At 67.7% G+C, this 14812-nt stretch carries 16 protein-coding genes; 12 read left to right on the top strand and 4 right to left on the bottom strand.

All coding sequences use genetic code 11. From position 1 onward, the window contains the following. Positions 1-83 precede the first annotated feature (83 nt). From LQV16_RS14915 to LQV16_RS14905, 3 genes are all read left to right on the top strand, one after another. Positions 84-650, top strand: a complete 567-nt coding sequence (locus tag LQV16_RS14915) for a type 1 glutamine amidotransferase domain-containing protein (protein ID WP_229994686.1) — start codon at positions 84-86, stop codon at positions 648-650. 180 nt (positions 651-830) lie between these two features. Next, positions 831-1244, top strand: a complete 414-nt coding sequence (locus tag LQV16_RS14910) for a VOC family protein (protein ID WP_229994685.1) — start codon at positions 831-833, stop codon at positions 1242-1244. A 101-nt stretch (positions 1245-1345) separates the two neighbouring features. After that, positions 1346-1564, top strand: coding sequence for a hypothetical protein (locus tag LQV16_RS14905; protein WP_229994684.1), 219 nt, complete (start codon positions 1346-1348; stop codon positions 1562-1564). A 176-nt stretch (positions 1565-1740) separates the two neighbouring features. Here the strand turns inward: LQV16_RS14905 and LQV16_RS14900 are convergent, their stop codons facing one another. Then, positions 1741-2475 (bottom strand): GAF and ANTAR domain-containing protein, encoded by a 735-nt coding sequence (locus LQV16_RS14900; RefSeq protein WP_229994683.1) that lies wholly within the window; start codon positions 2473-2475, stop codon positions 1741-1743. 349 nt (positions 2476-2824) lie between these two features. On the opposite strand from LQV16_RS14900, the gene LQV16_RS14895 reads away from it, so the two are divergent. Then, positions 2825-4189 carry a phosphoribosyltransferase gene (locus LQV16_RS14895; protein WP_229994682.1) on the top strand — a complete coding sequence of 455 codons (1365 nt, stop codon included), beginning with the start codon at positions 2825-2827 and terminating at the stop codon, positions 4187-4189. A 4-nt stretch (positions 4190-4193) separates the two neighbouring features. On the opposite strand, the gene LQV16_RS14890 is transcribed toward LQV16_RS14895, so the two are convergent. Beyond that, positions 4194-4889, bottom strand: coding sequence for an SRPBCC family protein (locus LQV16_RS14890; RefSeq protein WP_229994681.1), 696 nt, complete (start codon positions 4887-4889; stop codon positions 4194-4196). A 10-nt stretch (positions 4890-4899) separates the two neighbouring features. After that, positions 4900-5373, bottom strand: coding sequence for a universal stress protein (locus LQV16_RS14885; RefSeq protein ID WP_229994680.1), 474 nt, complete (start codon positions 5371-5373; stop codon positions 4900-4902). A 185-nt stretch (positions 5374-5558) separates the two neighbouring features. Between LQV16_RS14885 and LQV16_RS14880 the strand changes: the two genes are divergently transcribed. Further along, entirely contained in the window at positions 5559-6431 is an 873-nt protein-coding gene (locus tag LQV16_RS14880) for an NAD(P)-dependent oxidoreductase (RefSeq protein ID WP_229994679.1), read from the top strand. A gap of 20 nt (positions 6432-6451) precedes the next feature. Next, positions 6452-7483 carry an aldo/keto reductase gene (locus LQV16_RS14875; protein WP_229994678.1) on the top strand — a complete coding sequence of 344 codons (1032 nt, stop codon included), beginning with the start codon at positions 6452-6454 and terminating at the stop codon, positions 7481-7483. A gap of 34 nt (positions 7484-7517) precedes the next feature. Here the strand turns inward: LQV16_RS14875 and LQV16_RS14870 are convergent, their stop codons facing one another. Continuing rightward, the gene (locus tag LQV16_RS14870) at positions 7518-8267 is read right to left on the bottom strand and encodes an FCD domain-containing protein (protein WP_229994677.1); all 750 of its coding nucleotides are present in this window, start codon (positions 8265-8267) and stop codon (positions 7518-7520) included. A gap of 140 nt (positions 8268-8407) precedes the next feature. On the opposite strand from LQV16_RS14870, the gene LQV16_RS14865 reads away from it, so the two are divergent. The 6 genes from LQV16_RS14865 (at position 8408) to LQV16_RS14840 (ending at position 14643) form a co-directional block, all read left to right on the top strand. After that, entirely contained in the window at positions 8408-9703 is a 1296-nt protein-coding gene (locus tag LQV16_RS14865) for a sugar ABC transporter substrate-binding protein (RefSeq protein WP_229994676.1), read from the top strand. A gap of 128 nt (positions 9704-9831) precedes the next feature. Then, positions 9832-10785, top strand: a complete 954-nt coding sequence (locus LQV16_RS14860; RefSeq protein WP_229994675.1) for a sugar ABC transporter permease — start codon at positions 9832-9834, stop codon at positions 10783-10785. After that, entirely contained in the window at positions 10782-11675 is an 894-nt protein-coding gene (locus tag LQV16_RS14855; protein WP_229994674.1) for a carbohydrate ABC transporter permease, read from the top strand. The genes LQV16_RS14860 and LQV16_RS14855 overlap by 4 nt, the downstream gene beginning before the upstream one ends. A 7-nt stretch (positions 11676-11682) precedes the next feature. Next, positions 11683-12831 (top strand): galactonate dehydratase, encoded by a 1149-nt coding sequence (gene dgoD / locus LQV16_RS14850; protein ID WP_090583896.1) that lies wholly within the window; start codon positions 11683-11685, stop codon positions 12829-12831. A gap of 82 nt (positions 12832-12913) precedes the next feature. Continuing rightward, positions 12914-13585, top strand: coding sequence for a bifunctional 4-hydroxy-2-oxoglutarate aldolase/2-dehydro-3-deoxy-phosphogluconate aldolase (locus tag LQV16_RS14845; RefSeq protein WP_229994673.1), 672 nt, complete (start codon positions 12914-12916; stop codon positions 13583-13585). After that, the gene (locus tag LQV16_RS14840; RefSeq protein ID WP_229994672.1) at positions 13585-14643 is read left to right on the top strand and encodes a sugar kinase; all 1059 of its coding nucleotides are present in this window, start codon (positions 13585-13587) and stop codon (positions 14641-14643) included. The genes LQV16_RS14845 and LQV16_RS14840 overlap by 1 nt, the downstream gene beginning before the upstream one ends. Positions 14644-14812: the final 169 nt, after the last annotated feature.

Genomic DNA, 14812 nt, shown 5'->3' with positions numbered 1-14812 from the left:
AACTGCAAGCCAAGTGAGACTCTGCGCTGGCGCCGGGCACTGCCGATTGTTGCCCGGACCGCGCCCCGGAACGAGGAGGACACATGTCAGAGCACAATATTTCGGGCAAGAAGGTCGCGTTCCTGCTCACAGATGGTGTGGAGCAGGTGGAACTGACCAGCCCGTGGGATGCCGTGAAGGAAGCCGGCGGCGTGCCAACCCTGGTCTCGCCGAAGAGCGGAAAGCTGCAAGGCTACAACGGCACCGAAAAGGGCCAGACCTTCGCCGTCGACCTCGCCGTGGCGCGGGCCGACGCCGCCGATTTCCACGCCCTCGTCATCCCCGGCGGCGTAGTCAACGCCGATCACCTCCGCGTCGACAAGGACGCCCAGGCGTTCACCCGGTCCTTCTTCGAACAGCACAAGCCCGTCGCCTCCATCTGCCACGGCCCGTGGCTGCTCATCGACGCAGGCGTGGTCAGCGGCCGGAACGTGACCTCGTATCACACGCTCCAGACGGACCTCAAGAACGCCGGCGCGAACTGGACCGACGAGCAAGTCGTGGTGGACCAGGGCCTGGTGACCAGCCGCAGCCCGCGTGACCTCACGGCCTTCAACGCCAAGCTCCTTGAGGAAATCGCCGAAGGCGAACACGCCGGCCAGGCACCATAGCCACTATCCGCTCGTCACAGCGGCCGACGGCGGTGCGCAAACGCCGCCGCATCCTCTCGCCTTGTTCCCCTGCCGGGCACCTACCCATGCTGCCGGTTTTGCGGCAGGATATGCCCTGTAACGTGCACCGTCGTCGTTGCCGCACCGGCCGGCGCCCCCAAGCAGCAAGGAGTTTCGGACATGACTACGCTCAATCCCTACCTCGGCTTCCGCGACAGCGCGAAGGACGCCATGACCTTCTACCAGTCGGTATTCGGCGGGGAACTGACCATGAGTACGTTCGCCGAGTACCACGCCAGCGAGGACCCGGCAGAGCAGGAAAAGATCATGCATGCCCAGCTCCGGACGGACGGCGGCATGGTGCTCATGGGAGCCGACACGCCCAACAGCATGGACTACACCCCCGGCACCAACATTTCCGTGTCCCTTAGCGGCTCCGACGAAGCCGAGCTCCGTGGCTACTTCGACAAGCTGGCCGAGGGCGGCGCCATCGCGATGCCGCTCGAAAAGGCACCCTGGGGCGATATCTTCGGGATGTGCAAGGACAGGTTCGGCGTGGACTGGCTGGTGAACGTCGGTTCCGAGCCCGCCTAGGAAGGGCTGACACCGGCGCGCCCCTGGCTCGTTGGGACTATCCTGAATGCAGCCAGGACAGTGCGGGCACGAGTCCATTCCCTGGCCCAGAGAGGCATGCAATGACCGAGAAGCTGCACCTCAGCCCGGAAGATGAATTCCCGGAAGACCTCAGCAAGGTCGCGGACAAGGATCTTCAGGTCCTCGACAGCCAAGTCGAGCGCCAGCTGGACTACGAGTACGTGGTGGAGGGGGAGCCGAATCCGGAGACGGAATTCCGGCACTATGACCTCGACGAGGAGTTCGAGGAGCGGGACAAGCGGGACAAGCCGGACACCTGAGCCGCCGGCGGCGGGCCACGCCGGCCACGTCTTCGCCTCGCGCGAAACGGCCGGCGGGTCCGCTCCCGCCGTCGTGCTCATCAATGGAATCGGCGCGCCACACCGCTCCCTGCGCCGGCTGCACCAGCTCCTGGCCGGGAAACGGGCCTGACCGCACAGGCTGGTCCCGGTCCGGGCTAGACCTCGAAGTGGGTCCGGGTGGGACCCTGGCCTAGTGCCTCGACCACCCCGGCCGCGACGACGTGGAGCTTGATGTTCCGGGCGCTGGACGCCGACTTCAGGAGCTCGAACGCTTCATCCTGGCTGCAACGGTTCTGCGCCATGATGATGCCGACGGCAACGTCGATAGCGGTCCGCGTTTCCAGGCTGGCCTTGAGGTCGGCGGCCGTCTCGCTGCTGTGCGCGAACCGGACCGCGAGCCGCAGGGCCATGGATGTCTGGTGGACGAAGTCACGGGCCAGTTCCGTGGCACGGTCATCGAACCGGCCCGGACGGTGCGAATACAGGTTCAAGGCGGCCTGGGTTTCGCCTTCGAGCAGGAACGGCAGCGCCAGAATGGACCGGAAGCCATGTCCGCGCACCGTCGCGGCGTACTGCGGCCAGCGACCATCGAGATCAAGGTCCTCAACGTGGACGGTTTCCTGTTCCCGGGAGGCCGTCATGCAGGGGCCGTCCCCGAAGGTGTACTGGATTTCGTCCATGGCCTGCGCGGCGGGGCTGCTGCTGGCGACGGTGGCCGCCTTCCTTTGCCGCAGGAGCGTGATGCCGCACAGGATCTCGTCCCCGGGCTCGGACAGGCTGCGCGCGGACACCCGAGCGAGCTCGCAGAGGAAGTCCTCGACGTCGGAGCTGCGGAGCACCAGTTCCTGCAGCTGCTGGTTTATTGAATTTGCGGTTGACTCGCTGACCACTTGTCTGTTGTGCCGTTTCACTCAGGTCAAGACGACCCGGCGGCGCTCCCACCGCGGCAAATGGCGGATACGGCAGCGGCCGGATCGAAGAACAATCCAACGGCTCGCTGCAAAACCGTACCGAGAGAGTATATACATCCGAACCGCTGCCCGTCAGCCGCGGCAGGTCCGGCACGCAGGCCCAAAATCGGGCATAAAGGCCCTCACAGGGCTTCGGCCGCGGGCGGATAGTTGGAGGCAGCGGCCACCGGCTCCATTTCGGGTTTGGGGAACCCGCAGGAGCGCACCAGTTTCAGCAGCACACGACTGATGGCCGATGGCCCACGTTTCGACTTGAAAGCCATATCCCATGAGCATTTTTGAAGACAGGGTCGACGCCGGCAGGCAGCTCGGCCGTCGTCTGGCGGAACTGCGTGGCCAGGACATTGTGGTCCTGGGCCTGCCGCGCGGCGGCGTGCCTGTAGCCTTCGAAGTCGCCGCCGCCCTGGACGCTCCCCTGGACGTGATTGTGGTGCGGAAACTCGGGCTTCCCTACCAGCCCGAGCTCGCCATGGGGGCGATCGGTGAAGGCGGTGCCAAGGTCCTGGACGAGCAGGTCCTGGCCCATTCACGGGTCAGCAGTGACGAACTGCAGGCCGTTGAGGAGCACGAGCGCGCCGCCTTGGAAAACCGGCTCGTCCTGTTCCGGAAGGGCCGGACCCGGCACGACCTGACCGGACGCATCGCGGTGATCGTCGACGACGGGATCGCCACCGGCTCCACTGCCCGGGTGGCCTGCCGGGTCGCCCGGAAACAGGGCGCGGCACGCGTGATCCTGGCGGTTCCGGTTGCCCCCGCGGAGACCCTCGCCAACCTGACAGAACCGGACGAAGTGGTCTGCCTGGCGACGCCGCGCCAGTTCACCGCCGTCGGTTACCACTACCGGGACTTCTCCCCGACGGACGACGACGAGGTGCTGCGCCTGCTCGACCTTGCGGCCAAACGCGTCGAGACCTCGCCGCCGCCCTTCTGGGCCTCGGCGGCGGCCCGCGCCGACAGGGCCGCCGACGTCGACGAGGAAGTAGAGATCCCGTCCCGGGCGGTGCGGATCCAGGCACAGCTCCATCTTCCGGTCCCGGCCCGGGCCGTGGTGCTGTTCGCCCATGGCAGCGGCAGCAGCCGCCACAGCCCCCGGAACCGCTATGTGGCCGGTCTGCTGCAGCAGGCTGGACTCGGTACGCTGCTGCTGGACCTGCTGACCACCGCGGAGGAGCGCAGCCGCGCCAACGTCTTTGACATCGAACTCCTGGCCCGCAGGCTGTCCTCAGCAACGGACTGGCTTTCCACCCGGGCAGACACGGCCTCCTGCGCCGTGGGCTACTTCGGGGCGAGCACGGGCGCCGGGGCCGCGTTGTGGGCGGCGTCGGAGCCGTCGGCGCGAATCGCGGCTGTCGTCTCCCGCGGGGGCCGCCCCGATCTCGCCGGCCCGCGGCTGTCTGCCGTGACAGCGCCCACGCTCCTGATTGTGGGCAGCTTGGACCACGAGGTCCTGGAGCTCAACCGCCGGGCGAAGGCGATGATGCGCTGCCCCAGCCAGCTCGCTGTCGTGCAGGGCGCGACGCACTTGTTTGAAGAACCTGGCACGCTCGCGGCCGCGGCCATCCTTGCACGGGACTGGTTTGTCGACTACATGCTGCCGCCGGACGGTGCCAGCGCGCGGGCCACGGGCGTCTGAACCGTCAGGCGCCGTGCGCCTTGCGGCCTTCAGCTCTGTCACGGATGCCCAGGAGCATCCGCCGCTCCATCAGGAACTGCACCGGTTCCAGCAACGCGCGCAGGGCCAGCCCCTCGGCCAGGGGCGAATAGTCGTACCGGGTGCGGGACAGGAGCCTGGTGGCCTGGGGGCCCGCAGGCCGCAACACGAACGTCCAGCCGATGTCGAGCCGGCGCCCGGTAGGACGGACGCCGGCGGGCGACATCTTGCCCGTGCGCAAGTCGATGGATCCGCCCAGCGCCAGCACAGCCCCGGACTCGAGACGCCTGACCGGCAGGCCGCCGTCGGGGGACAACCGGACGATGTCGCCGACCTCCAGGCGCTGCAGTTCCGGGACAATCCTGTCTGCACTCCGGATGCCCAGACCCGTGGTTTTTTCGAGCCAGTCGTAGGAGTAAAAACCGCCACGCCCGGCGCCCAACTGGACAAGCCAGGGCCAGACGTCTGTGACCGGGGCCGCAATAGTGACCGCACGGGTGCTTTGCATGCGCGGGGCGGGCACGATCTCGTCCCCGGCGAGCGGCCCGGCGGCCTCCTGGGTGGTGGATCCCCAGAGCAGGAGCCGCGGCCGGACAGCCAAGACGTAAGCGGCGCCGGCCCCGGCCGCCGCGAGCGCCGCGAGCGGTCCGCGCATCCGGCCGGGAACGTGCGGGCCGCTCACGCGAGGGACCTCATCCGCTGGTCCGGTGGTCCGGACGGTCGTCCGCTCCCTGGCCGACCACCATCACCGGACAATGGGCATGGGCCGCACAGGCCCCGCTCACCGAGCCCATGACCTGATGGAGGAAGCCGCCCTTCCCGCGCCTGCCCACCACGAGCAACTGGGCGTTCTGGCTTTCCTCGATAAGGACCTTGGCCGGAGCCCCGAACTTGACCGAGCGGGTGAGGCCTTCCGGACGCGAGTCGCCGAAGGCACGCTCCAAGGCTTGGTCCACGAGATCTTTGGCGGTCTCCTCCAGCTGCTCAAGGGTGGGCGTCCTGTCCTCCGGCAGGTGGGATGCAAGGAAGAAATCGGACGTCCCCAGGCACGTAATGACCTCAATCGGGACGTTGAGACTCGTGGACATGCGCCCGGCGAGGCGGAGCGCCGTCGTCGAAAATTCGGAACCGTCCACGCCCACGACAATGCGCTGATCACCGTTCATGGTCCCCAGCCTTCCCTGTGCTCCCGGGCCTGCCTAGGGTCGAAAGTCACGCGGGGACGGAGCGGGGCTGGGCACCGCGCCCGGCTCACCTTAGGGTGGAACGGTGACTGTCGGCACCGGACCGGATGCCGGACCATGAGCCTGACCATGACGGTCAGCCGAGCCTGCCACCCGAGGAGTTCCTGATGAGAGTTGCTGTTACCGGAGGAAGCGGAAAGCTGGGCCGAAGCGTCGTTCGGCGGCTGAGCGATGACGGGCACGAGGTGACCAACCTGGACCGGACGGGCGCGCGCAGCCGCGGGTTCACGGAGGTGGACCTGCGCAACTACGGCCAGGTGGTGGATGTGTTCCTTGGCCTGGAGGACCGCCACGCCGGCTTCGACGCGGTGGTGCATCTGGCCGCGATTCCTGCACCGGGCCATGCCCCTGATGCCGCCACATTCGAGAACAACATGCAGTCCACCTACAACGTGTTCCAGGCCGCCCGCCGGGCCGGGATCAAGAAAATCGTCTACGCGTCCAGTGAGACCGTGCTGGGGCTGCCGTTCGACGTCGACCCTCCCTACATCCCGGTGGACGAGGACTACCCTGCCCGGCCGGAAAGCACGTACTCGCTGGTCAAACACCTTGAGGAGCAGATGGCCATCCAGCTGACCCGCTGGGACCCGGACCTGAGCATCACCGGCCTGCGGTTCTCCAACGTGATGGACCCGGAGGACTATGAGGAGTTCCCCTCCTTCGACCACGACGCGGGGCTGCGCAAGTGGAATCTCTGGGGCTACATTGACGGCCGGGACGGCGCGCAGGCCGTGGCCCGCGCCCTGGAGCACGGCAAACCCGGTTTCGAGGCGTTCATCATCGCCAACGAGGACACCGTGATGAGCCGCTCCAGCGCCAGCCTCGCGGCCGAGGTGTTCCCCGGCGTCAAGGTGGTCAAGGACCTGGGGGAGCACGAGACCATGCTTTCGATCGACAAGGCCAAGCGGCTGCTGGGCTACGCGCCCGAGCACACCTGGCGGACGTACCACTCGCTGCGCACCACCCCCACGGAAGACTGACCCCAAACTCGAGGAGTTCCATGCAATACCGCACCCTGGGCAACAGCGGCGCCGTCGTCTCCAACTACGCGCTGGGCACCATGACCTTTGGCGCCGAGGCCACCGAGGAGCAGTCCCGCACCATCCTGGACGACTACTTCGCGGCGGGCGGCAACTTCATCGACACGGCGGACGTCTACAGCTCCGGGGCGTCGGAGGAAATCATCGGCCGGTGGCTGGCGGACCGGCCGGATGTCCGGGACCGGGCGGTCGTGGCCACAAAGGGCCGCTTCCCGATGGGCCAGGCCCCCAACGACGTCGGGACTTCCCGCCGGCATCTGGTCCGGGCACTGGATGACTCGCTGCGCCGGCTGGGCGTGGAGCAGATCGATCTCTACCAGCTGCACGCATGGGATCCGGTGACGCCCCTCGAGGAGACCCTCCGGTTCCTGCACGACGCCGTCACCAGCGGCAAGATCGCCTACTACGGCTTTTCCAACTTCCTGGGCTGGCAGCTGACCAAGGCCGTGCATGTGGCGAAGGCCCACGGCTGGAGTGCCCCGGTGACGCTGCAGCCGCAGTACAGCTTGCTGGTCCGCGAGATCGAGTCGGAAGTTGTGCCGGCCTCGCTGGACGCAGGGATCGGGCTGCTGCCCTGGTCGCCGCTGGGTGGCGGGTGGCTCTCCGGCAAGTACAAGCGCGATCAGGCGCCCGCCGGGGCCACCCGTCTCGGCGAAAATCCGAAGCGTGGGATGGAGGCCTGGGAGGCCCGCAACGCCGATCAGCGCACCTGGGACGTGATTGCCGAGGTGGAGGAAACCGCCGGGCGCCATGGCGTGAGCGCGTCCCAAGTGGCGCTGGCCTGGCTGGCGGACCGGCCGGCGGTCACCTCGGTGATCCTGGGCGCCCGCACCACCGCGCAGTTGGCGGACAATCTCGCGGCGGCGGATCTCCGGCTCACCCCGGGCGAGACGGAGCGGCTGACCGAGGTCAGCCGGCCGCGCGTCGGCGTCTATCCGTACGGGCCCATGGCCCAGGAGCAGCGCAGCCGGAAGCTCGAGGACGGCCGCTAAAGAACGTTGTGGATGGGCTGGAAGTGACCCCGCTTTAGGTGGCTGGGGAGGCGGGGCCGCCGGCGTGATAGCTGGACCAGATGTCGCCCATTTCCTCGGTGGACTGCTCCACGATCCTGCTCATGGCGGCGTGCGCCGCGTCCGCCTCGCCGCGCTGAATGGCGCTGGCCACATCCACATGCAGCTGCAGGGCCTCGTGGTGTGGCAACTGCGGCATGAGGCCGTGCTCGGTGCGCCCAGTCAGCACCTCGGTGACCAGGTTGTGCAGCTGGGAAAACATGGCGTTGCCGGAGGCCCGGAGCACCGCCGCGTGGAAGTCGATGTCGAGCCGGAGGAACTCGTCCCGGTCCCCGCGCTGGCCGGACGCCCACAGCTTTGCGGCCAGGGACACGAGGTCGCTCCCGGCATCCCAGGATGCCCTCTCGGCAGCAAGGCGGGCAGCCTGCGGTTCGATTGCCCCGCGGAGCTCGTTCAGGGCCTGCAATTGCTCCAGCCGCCTTGAGGATGCGAGCCGCCAGCGGATCACTTGGGGATCGTACGCGTTCCACGATTCCTCCGGCTGCACCACCGTCCCCAGCCGCCGCCGCGACTCCAGCATTCCCTTGGAGGACAGCACGCGGGTGGCTTCCCGCACCACGGACCGGGAGACCTTGTGCTCGGCCTCAAGCTCGTCCAGACGCAGGATCGAGTGCGGCGCCAGCGTCCCTTCGGCGATGGCAAGCCCCAGGTTCTGGACCAGCACCGAATGCAGGTCTGCTGTTGGCTCCGCCTTTGGAGTTTTCATAAATAAATCATACGGGTGTGGCGCAAGGGGTTGTTTAAGTCTGCTTTATTTACCTAAGATCGCTTCCAGAGCAGATGTAAAGATGCATTTGCAGCCGGCTGGACAGAGACGCCCAGCCCTGAAAACCAAAGGAAGTCGTAATGAAGCGACGTTCGATTGCGAAGTACGCGGCTGTCGCCGCGGTCCTGTCCCTGGGGCTGACTGCCTGCGGCGGTGCCAGTGGCAGCACCGACGCCAAGACCGCCGGCACCGTGCGGGTCACCCTCGCGAACCACGTCTGGACCGAAGGCATCAAGGCGGCCATTCCGGAATTCGAGAAGTCCAGCGGACTCAAGGTCGAACTGACCCAACTGGGCGAAGACCAGCTCTCGGACCAGTACAACGTCAAGCTCAACGCCGGCAGCGACGAGATCGACGTGATGATGTACCGCCCGCTCCAGGAAGGCAAGGCGTTCGCGAAGAACGGCTACCTCGCGGACCTGACGTCCAAGGTCTCCTCGGACGCCACGTGGGACTGGAAGGACTACCAGGAGGGCCCGGTCAAGGCCACCACCGCTGACGGCAAGGTGGTCGGCGTCCCGATCATCACCGAGCGCGAAGTCCTCTACTACCGCAAGGACCTGCTGAAGGCCGCCGGCCTGGAGGTTCCCAAGACCATGGACGAGCTCGAAGCCGCGGCCAAGGCCATCAAGGCTTCCTCTCCGGACACGGCCGGCTTCGTGGCACGCACGGGCAAGTCCGCCGCCGTCACGCAGTTCTCCAGCTTCCTGTACAGCTTCGGCGGCGACTTCACCGACGCCGGCGGCAAATCCGCCGTCAACTCCGACGCCGCGAAGAAGGCCTATGCGTTCTACGGCGGCCTGATCAAGAACTACGGCCCCGCCAATGTCAGCACCGACATGAGCTGGCCCGAGGCGATGGCAATCTTCACCCAGGGCAAGGCTGCCTTCTACACGGAGGCCGACTCGCTCTACAAGAACGCCACCGACCCGGCCAAGTCCAAGGTCGCCGACACTGTCGGGTTCGCCGCGCTGCCCGCCGGCCCCGCAGGTTCGAAGCCGTACAACATCCCGTCCTGGGGCCTTGCCATCAACCAGGCATCAAGCAACCAGGACAACGCCTGGAAGTTCATCCAGTGGGCCACCAGCAAGGAACGCACCCTCGAAGCGCAGAAGGCCGGCGTCCCCGGACCGCGCGCCTCGGTCTGGGCTGACCAGGCCGGAACCTCCACCTACCCGAAGGACCTCGCCGAGGCCATCTCCGCCAGCGCCAAGAACGGCGTCGGGCACGACCGTCCCGAGGTTGTCACCGTAGGCAAGGCCCGCGAAATCGTGGGCGGCCCGATCGTCGCGACCATCACCGGCTCTGACGCTTCCGGCGCAGCCGACACGGCGCACGATGCCTTCCAGAAGTTCCTGGACAGCGAAAAGAAGTAGTGCGGCCGGCGCGCCACGCGCCTGACCCGCTACCCGCCTGACGCACCATCCAGCCCGGCGGGGCGGCAGTCCGCTGCCGTCCCGCCGCGGCCAGCTCTTCACTTCACCCCCAACTCCTTAGGTGAACCATGTCTGTATTGACCCCTCCCCGCAGCGCGCCATCCCGGAAGGCCGCCCGCACACCCAGTGCACGCGAGAACTTCTCGGGCTGGGCCAACCGGCACCGCAAGTGGCTCTTCGCCGCGCCCGCCATGATCTTCGTCGGCGTCCTGATCGTCTTCCCCCTGGCCTGGACCCTGTACCTGAGCCTGACCGATTCGCAGGGCTCGGTCCGGGCTGCCTCCGAGTTTGTCGGCCTCCAGAACTACCTCACGGTCCTGTCCGACGTCGAGCGCTTCTGGCCCGCCGTCGGCCGCACGCTGAGCTTCACCGGCGTTGCCCTCGTCTGCGAGGTGGTGCTCGGCATGTGCATCGCGCTGCTGCTGTGGCGCCCGTTCCGCGGCGAAAAGTGGGTCCGCGTGGCCATCCTGCTCCCGCTCGTCGCCACCCCCGTGGCGGTCGGCATGATGTGGCGGCTGATCTTCGATCCCAACATCGGCTTCGTCAACCAGCTGCTCGGCATGGTCGGCATCCCCGCCCAGCCCTGGCTCTCCGGCCAGGACACGGCGCTCGGCACCACCATCTTCATGGACGTGTGGCAGTGGACCCCCATGGTGGTCCTGATCCTGCTGGCAGGGCTGACCTCCCTCTCCGAGGAGCCTGACGAGGCGGCCCGGATGGACGGCGCCAACGCCTTCCAGCGCTTCTTCTTCATTACCCTGCCCCTCATGATGCCGACCGTGATCGTCGCCATCCTGCTCCGGGGCATCGACGCCCTGAAGACCTTCGACATCCTCTACGCCACCAAGGGCAAGGGCGGCGGGTCCTTCCACGAAGTGGAAACGCTCAACGTCTACGCCTACGGGCTGAGCTTCGACTACAACCAGTACGGTCTCTCCTCCGCGGTGCTGATCCTGTTCTTCATGATCATCATCGGCTCCATGTGGCTGCTGACCATGCGCAAGAAAGCGGTAAGCAAATGACCGTACTGAAAGAAAACACCGAACCCCAAACCGCCCCCGCCGTGCCGGCCACGACGGAGCCGCGCCGGCGGAAGCCCGTGGGCACCCGCGCGTACAAGGTGTTCCGCGTAGCCGCGCTGGTGGCCGTGGTGCTGTTCCTGGTGGCCCCGCTGTTCTGGATGCTTCTGGCCTCGTTCAAGACCAACGTGGACATCTACGACACCGGCAAGTCGTTCTTCTTCACCCCTACGGGCGAGAACTACGCCAACGTGCTGCAGCGGAACAACTACTTCGTCTTCATCTTCAACAGCTTCTGGGTGGCCTTCGTTTCCACGGCGCTGTCGCTGGTCCTGGGCGTGCCGGCCGCCTACGCCATGAGCCGCTTCACCATGCACCGCTCGGCGCTCGTGGTCCTGATGGCCCGCGTCATCCCCGGCGTCTCGCTGCTGGTGCCCTGGTACTACGTCTTCTCCAACCTGAAAATGGTGGGCGGGTTCGAGGTGCTGATCCTCAGCCACATGTTCGTCTCGCTGCCGCTGATCGTGTACATCATGATGAGCTACTTTGATTCCCTGCCGCTGGAACTGGAGGAATCGGCCCAGGTGGACGGCCTGACCCCGATCGGCGCCTTCCGCCGCATCACCTTGCCGCTCTCCGTCTCCGGCATCGCCACCGCCGGCATCCTGTCCTTCATCTTCTCGTGGAACAACTTCATGTTCGCCCTGGTGCTCTCCGGCTCCAAGACCAAGACCCTCCCGGTCGCGATCTTCGACTTCGTCTCCTACGCCAGCATCGACTGGGGCGGACTGATGGCGGCCGCCACCGTGGTCACCATCCCGATCATGATCATTGCGCTCTTCACGCAGAAGTACATCGTTTCCGGCCTCACCGCCGGCGCGACCAAGGGCTAGGCAGCACATGACACTCATCAGCAGGATTGAAACGTTCCTCGTCGCGCCGCGCTGGCTCTTCGTCCGGATCGAGACGGACAGCGGGATCGTCGGGTGGGGCGAGGCGAGCTGCGAAGGCCGCAGCGAAACCGTGCGCACCGCCGTCGACCAGCTCTCGGAGCTGCTCATCGGCAACGATGCCCTGCGGATCGAGGACCACTGGCAGGTGATGACCAAGGGGTCCTTCTACCGCGGCGGGCCCATCCTGGCCAGCGCCGTGTCCGGCCTGGACCAGGCCCTTTGGGACATCGCGGGCAAGCACTTCAACACGCCCGTGCACCAGCTCCTCGGCGGCCACGTCCGGGACCGGATCCGGATGTACGGCTGGGTGGGCGGGGACGAGCCCAACGAGGTGGCCGACCAGATCAGCGCGCAGCTGGCGGTCGGGCTCACGGCCGTCAAGATGAACGCCAGCGGCCGGATGAGCCCCATCGCCTCGGTGGCCGAGCTCGACGGCGTCGTCCGCCGGGTGGCCGCGGCCCGCGAGGTCCTCGGCGACCACCGCGACGTGGCCGTGGACTTCCACGGCCGCTTCAGCCTGGCCAACGCCCGCCGGGTGGCGCCGCTGCTGGAACCGTACCGGCCCTTCTTCCTCGAAGAACCGGTGGTCCCGGAAAACACGCACCTGCTGCGCGAGTTCACCTCTTCGACGACGACGCCGGTCTCCACCGGCGAGCGGCTCTACAGCCGGCAGGAATTCCTGCCCGCGCTGCAGGCCGGCATCGCCGTGGCCCAGCCGGATCTCTCCCATGCCGGCGGCATCACCGAGGTCCGAAAGATCGCCTCGCTCGCCGAAATCTACGAAGTCCAGCTTGCCCCGCACTGCCCGCTGGGCCCGCTGGCACTGGCCGCCTGCCTGCAGGTGGGTTTCGCGACACCCAACTTCCTGATCCAGGAGCAAAGCATCGGCATCCACTACAACCAGGGTGCCGAAGTCCTGGACTACGTGGTGGACAAGTCCCCGCTGAAGTTCGTGGACGGGCACATCGAGCGGCTCACCGGCCCCGGCCTGGGCATCGAAATCGACGAAGCCGTGGTCCGTGCCGCGGACAAGCGCGGGCATGCCTGGCGCGGTCCCGTCTGGCGGCACCCCGACGGTGCCTTCGCCGAGTGGTGAACGCCGGAACGGTAAACACCGGAACGGTGAACACCGGAACGGTAACACTGCCCTGAACGCCCCGACTAAGGAGAAGCCTGACATGGAGAACAACCTGACGCCCGAACTGCTGCTGGCCGGCATCCGGGAAACCCGGCTGGTGGCAATTGTGCGCGGCACGGACGGGGCAGCCGCCGCCCAGGCAGCTCTCGCGGCGATGGAGGAGGGCTTCCGATACGTCGAAATTGCGCTCACCACACCGGGGGCGCTCGAGGCGATCCGCGAGGTCCGCGCGGCCGCCCCGGCGGACTGCTTCGTCGGCGCCGGAACAGTGCTGACGGCCCAGGACGTTGACCGGGTCGCCGAGGCGGGTGGCCAGTTCATGGTGACGCCGTCGCTGGCAGAGTCGATCGCCGAATCGGCCCGGCTGGGACTGCCGGTGCTGGCCGGTGCGCTGACTCCCAGTGAGGCCTACGAAGCCATGAACCGGGGCGCCACCGCGGTCAAGCTGTTCCCCGCCTCGATCGGCGGACCGGGCTACCTCAAGGCGCTCCGCGATCCCTTCCCCGGAATCCCGTTCATCGCCGTCGGCGGCGTCGGGCTGGGCGAGGCCGCGGGCTACTGGGAAGCCGGCGCCATCGCCGTGGGACTCGGCGGACCGCTGTTCGGCGACGCCGGCTCCGGCGGCGACCTCGCCCCGATGCGGGAACGGGCCCGCGGTTTCGTGGCCCTGGCCGCCGAATTCGGCCGCCCGCGCGCGGAGAGCCTGCGGTGATGGCCGCCGCCCACAACGCTCCCTCCCCGCAGGCCGTTGACCTTCTGACCTTTGGCGAGTCCATGGTCTCGCTGCGGTCCACCGGCCCGCTGTCCGCCGGCGGCAGCCTGGGCATGCACGTGGCCGGGGCCGAATCGAACGTGGCCGTCGGGGTCGCCCGGCTCGGGCACAGCGTCACCTGGGCCGGGGTGGTCGGCGCCGACCCGCATGGCGAGTACATCCTGCGGCAGCTGCGCGCCGAGGGGATCGGGCTGCGGCACCGGATTGACGCCGCGCGGAACACCGGCGTGATGTTCCTCGAACAACGCACAGCCGATGTCACCCGGGCCTTCTACTACCGCGCCGGTTCCGCCGGGTCCACCCTCGGACGGGACGACCTGGACCGTGCCTTGACGGACGGTGCCCGGATCCTGCATCTGACCGGCATCACTGCCGCCCTCAGTCCCGACGCCCGGAAGGCCGTGGAATACGCGGCCGAGCGCGCTGCCGCCGACGGCATGGAGGTCTCCCTCGATGTCAATTACCGCAGCAAGCTCTGGACCCGGGAGGAGGCCTGCGCTGTGCTCACGCCGCTCGCCGGGTATGCCAGCATCGTGATCGCCTCCGACGACGAACTCGGGCTGGTCGCTGCTGCTCCCGGGGCAGGCCAAGCTGGAACATGGGACGCCGACGCCGACGCCGACGCCGACGCCGACGCCGACGCCGACGCCGACGCGGACGCCGTCGAAACGGCGATGGCCACCCAACTGCTGGACCGCGGGGTCCGGGAAGTAGTGGTCAAACGCGGCGCCGCCGGCGCCGGCGTCCACACCGCCGACGGGCGCTGGGAGGCACCCGCCGTCCCCGTGACCAGCATCGATACCGTGGGGGCCGGGGACGCCTTTACCGCCGGCTACCTTTCGGCGCTGCTCGACGGCACCGACGTCGCCGGCCGCCTGGAGCGCGGCGTCCTGGCGGGAGCCTTTGCCGTCAGCACCGCCGGGGACTGGGAAGGCCTGCCGGGCCGCGCGGAACTTGCACTGCTCGGGAGCACACCGGGCGGAACCACGCAGCGCTGAGCCCACCCCGGGCGCCCATCCGGGCCGCCTGCCATTCACCGGCTAAGACACCCCCGTTAGACCAGAAAAGGACCTGTTGTGAAAATCATTGCCGCTGAAGTCTTCGTGACCAGCCCCTCCCGGAATTTCGTGACCCTGCGGATCACCACCGAGGACGGGGTGACCGGGA

This window comes from Arthrobacter sp. Bi26, assembly GCF_918697925.1.
Lineage (GTDB): Bacteria > Actinomycetota > Actinomycetes > Actinomycetales > Micrococcaceae > Arthrobacter.
Note: the sequence above shows the minus strand (reverse complement) of the source record. Positions and strands in the feature narration are given on the sequence as shown.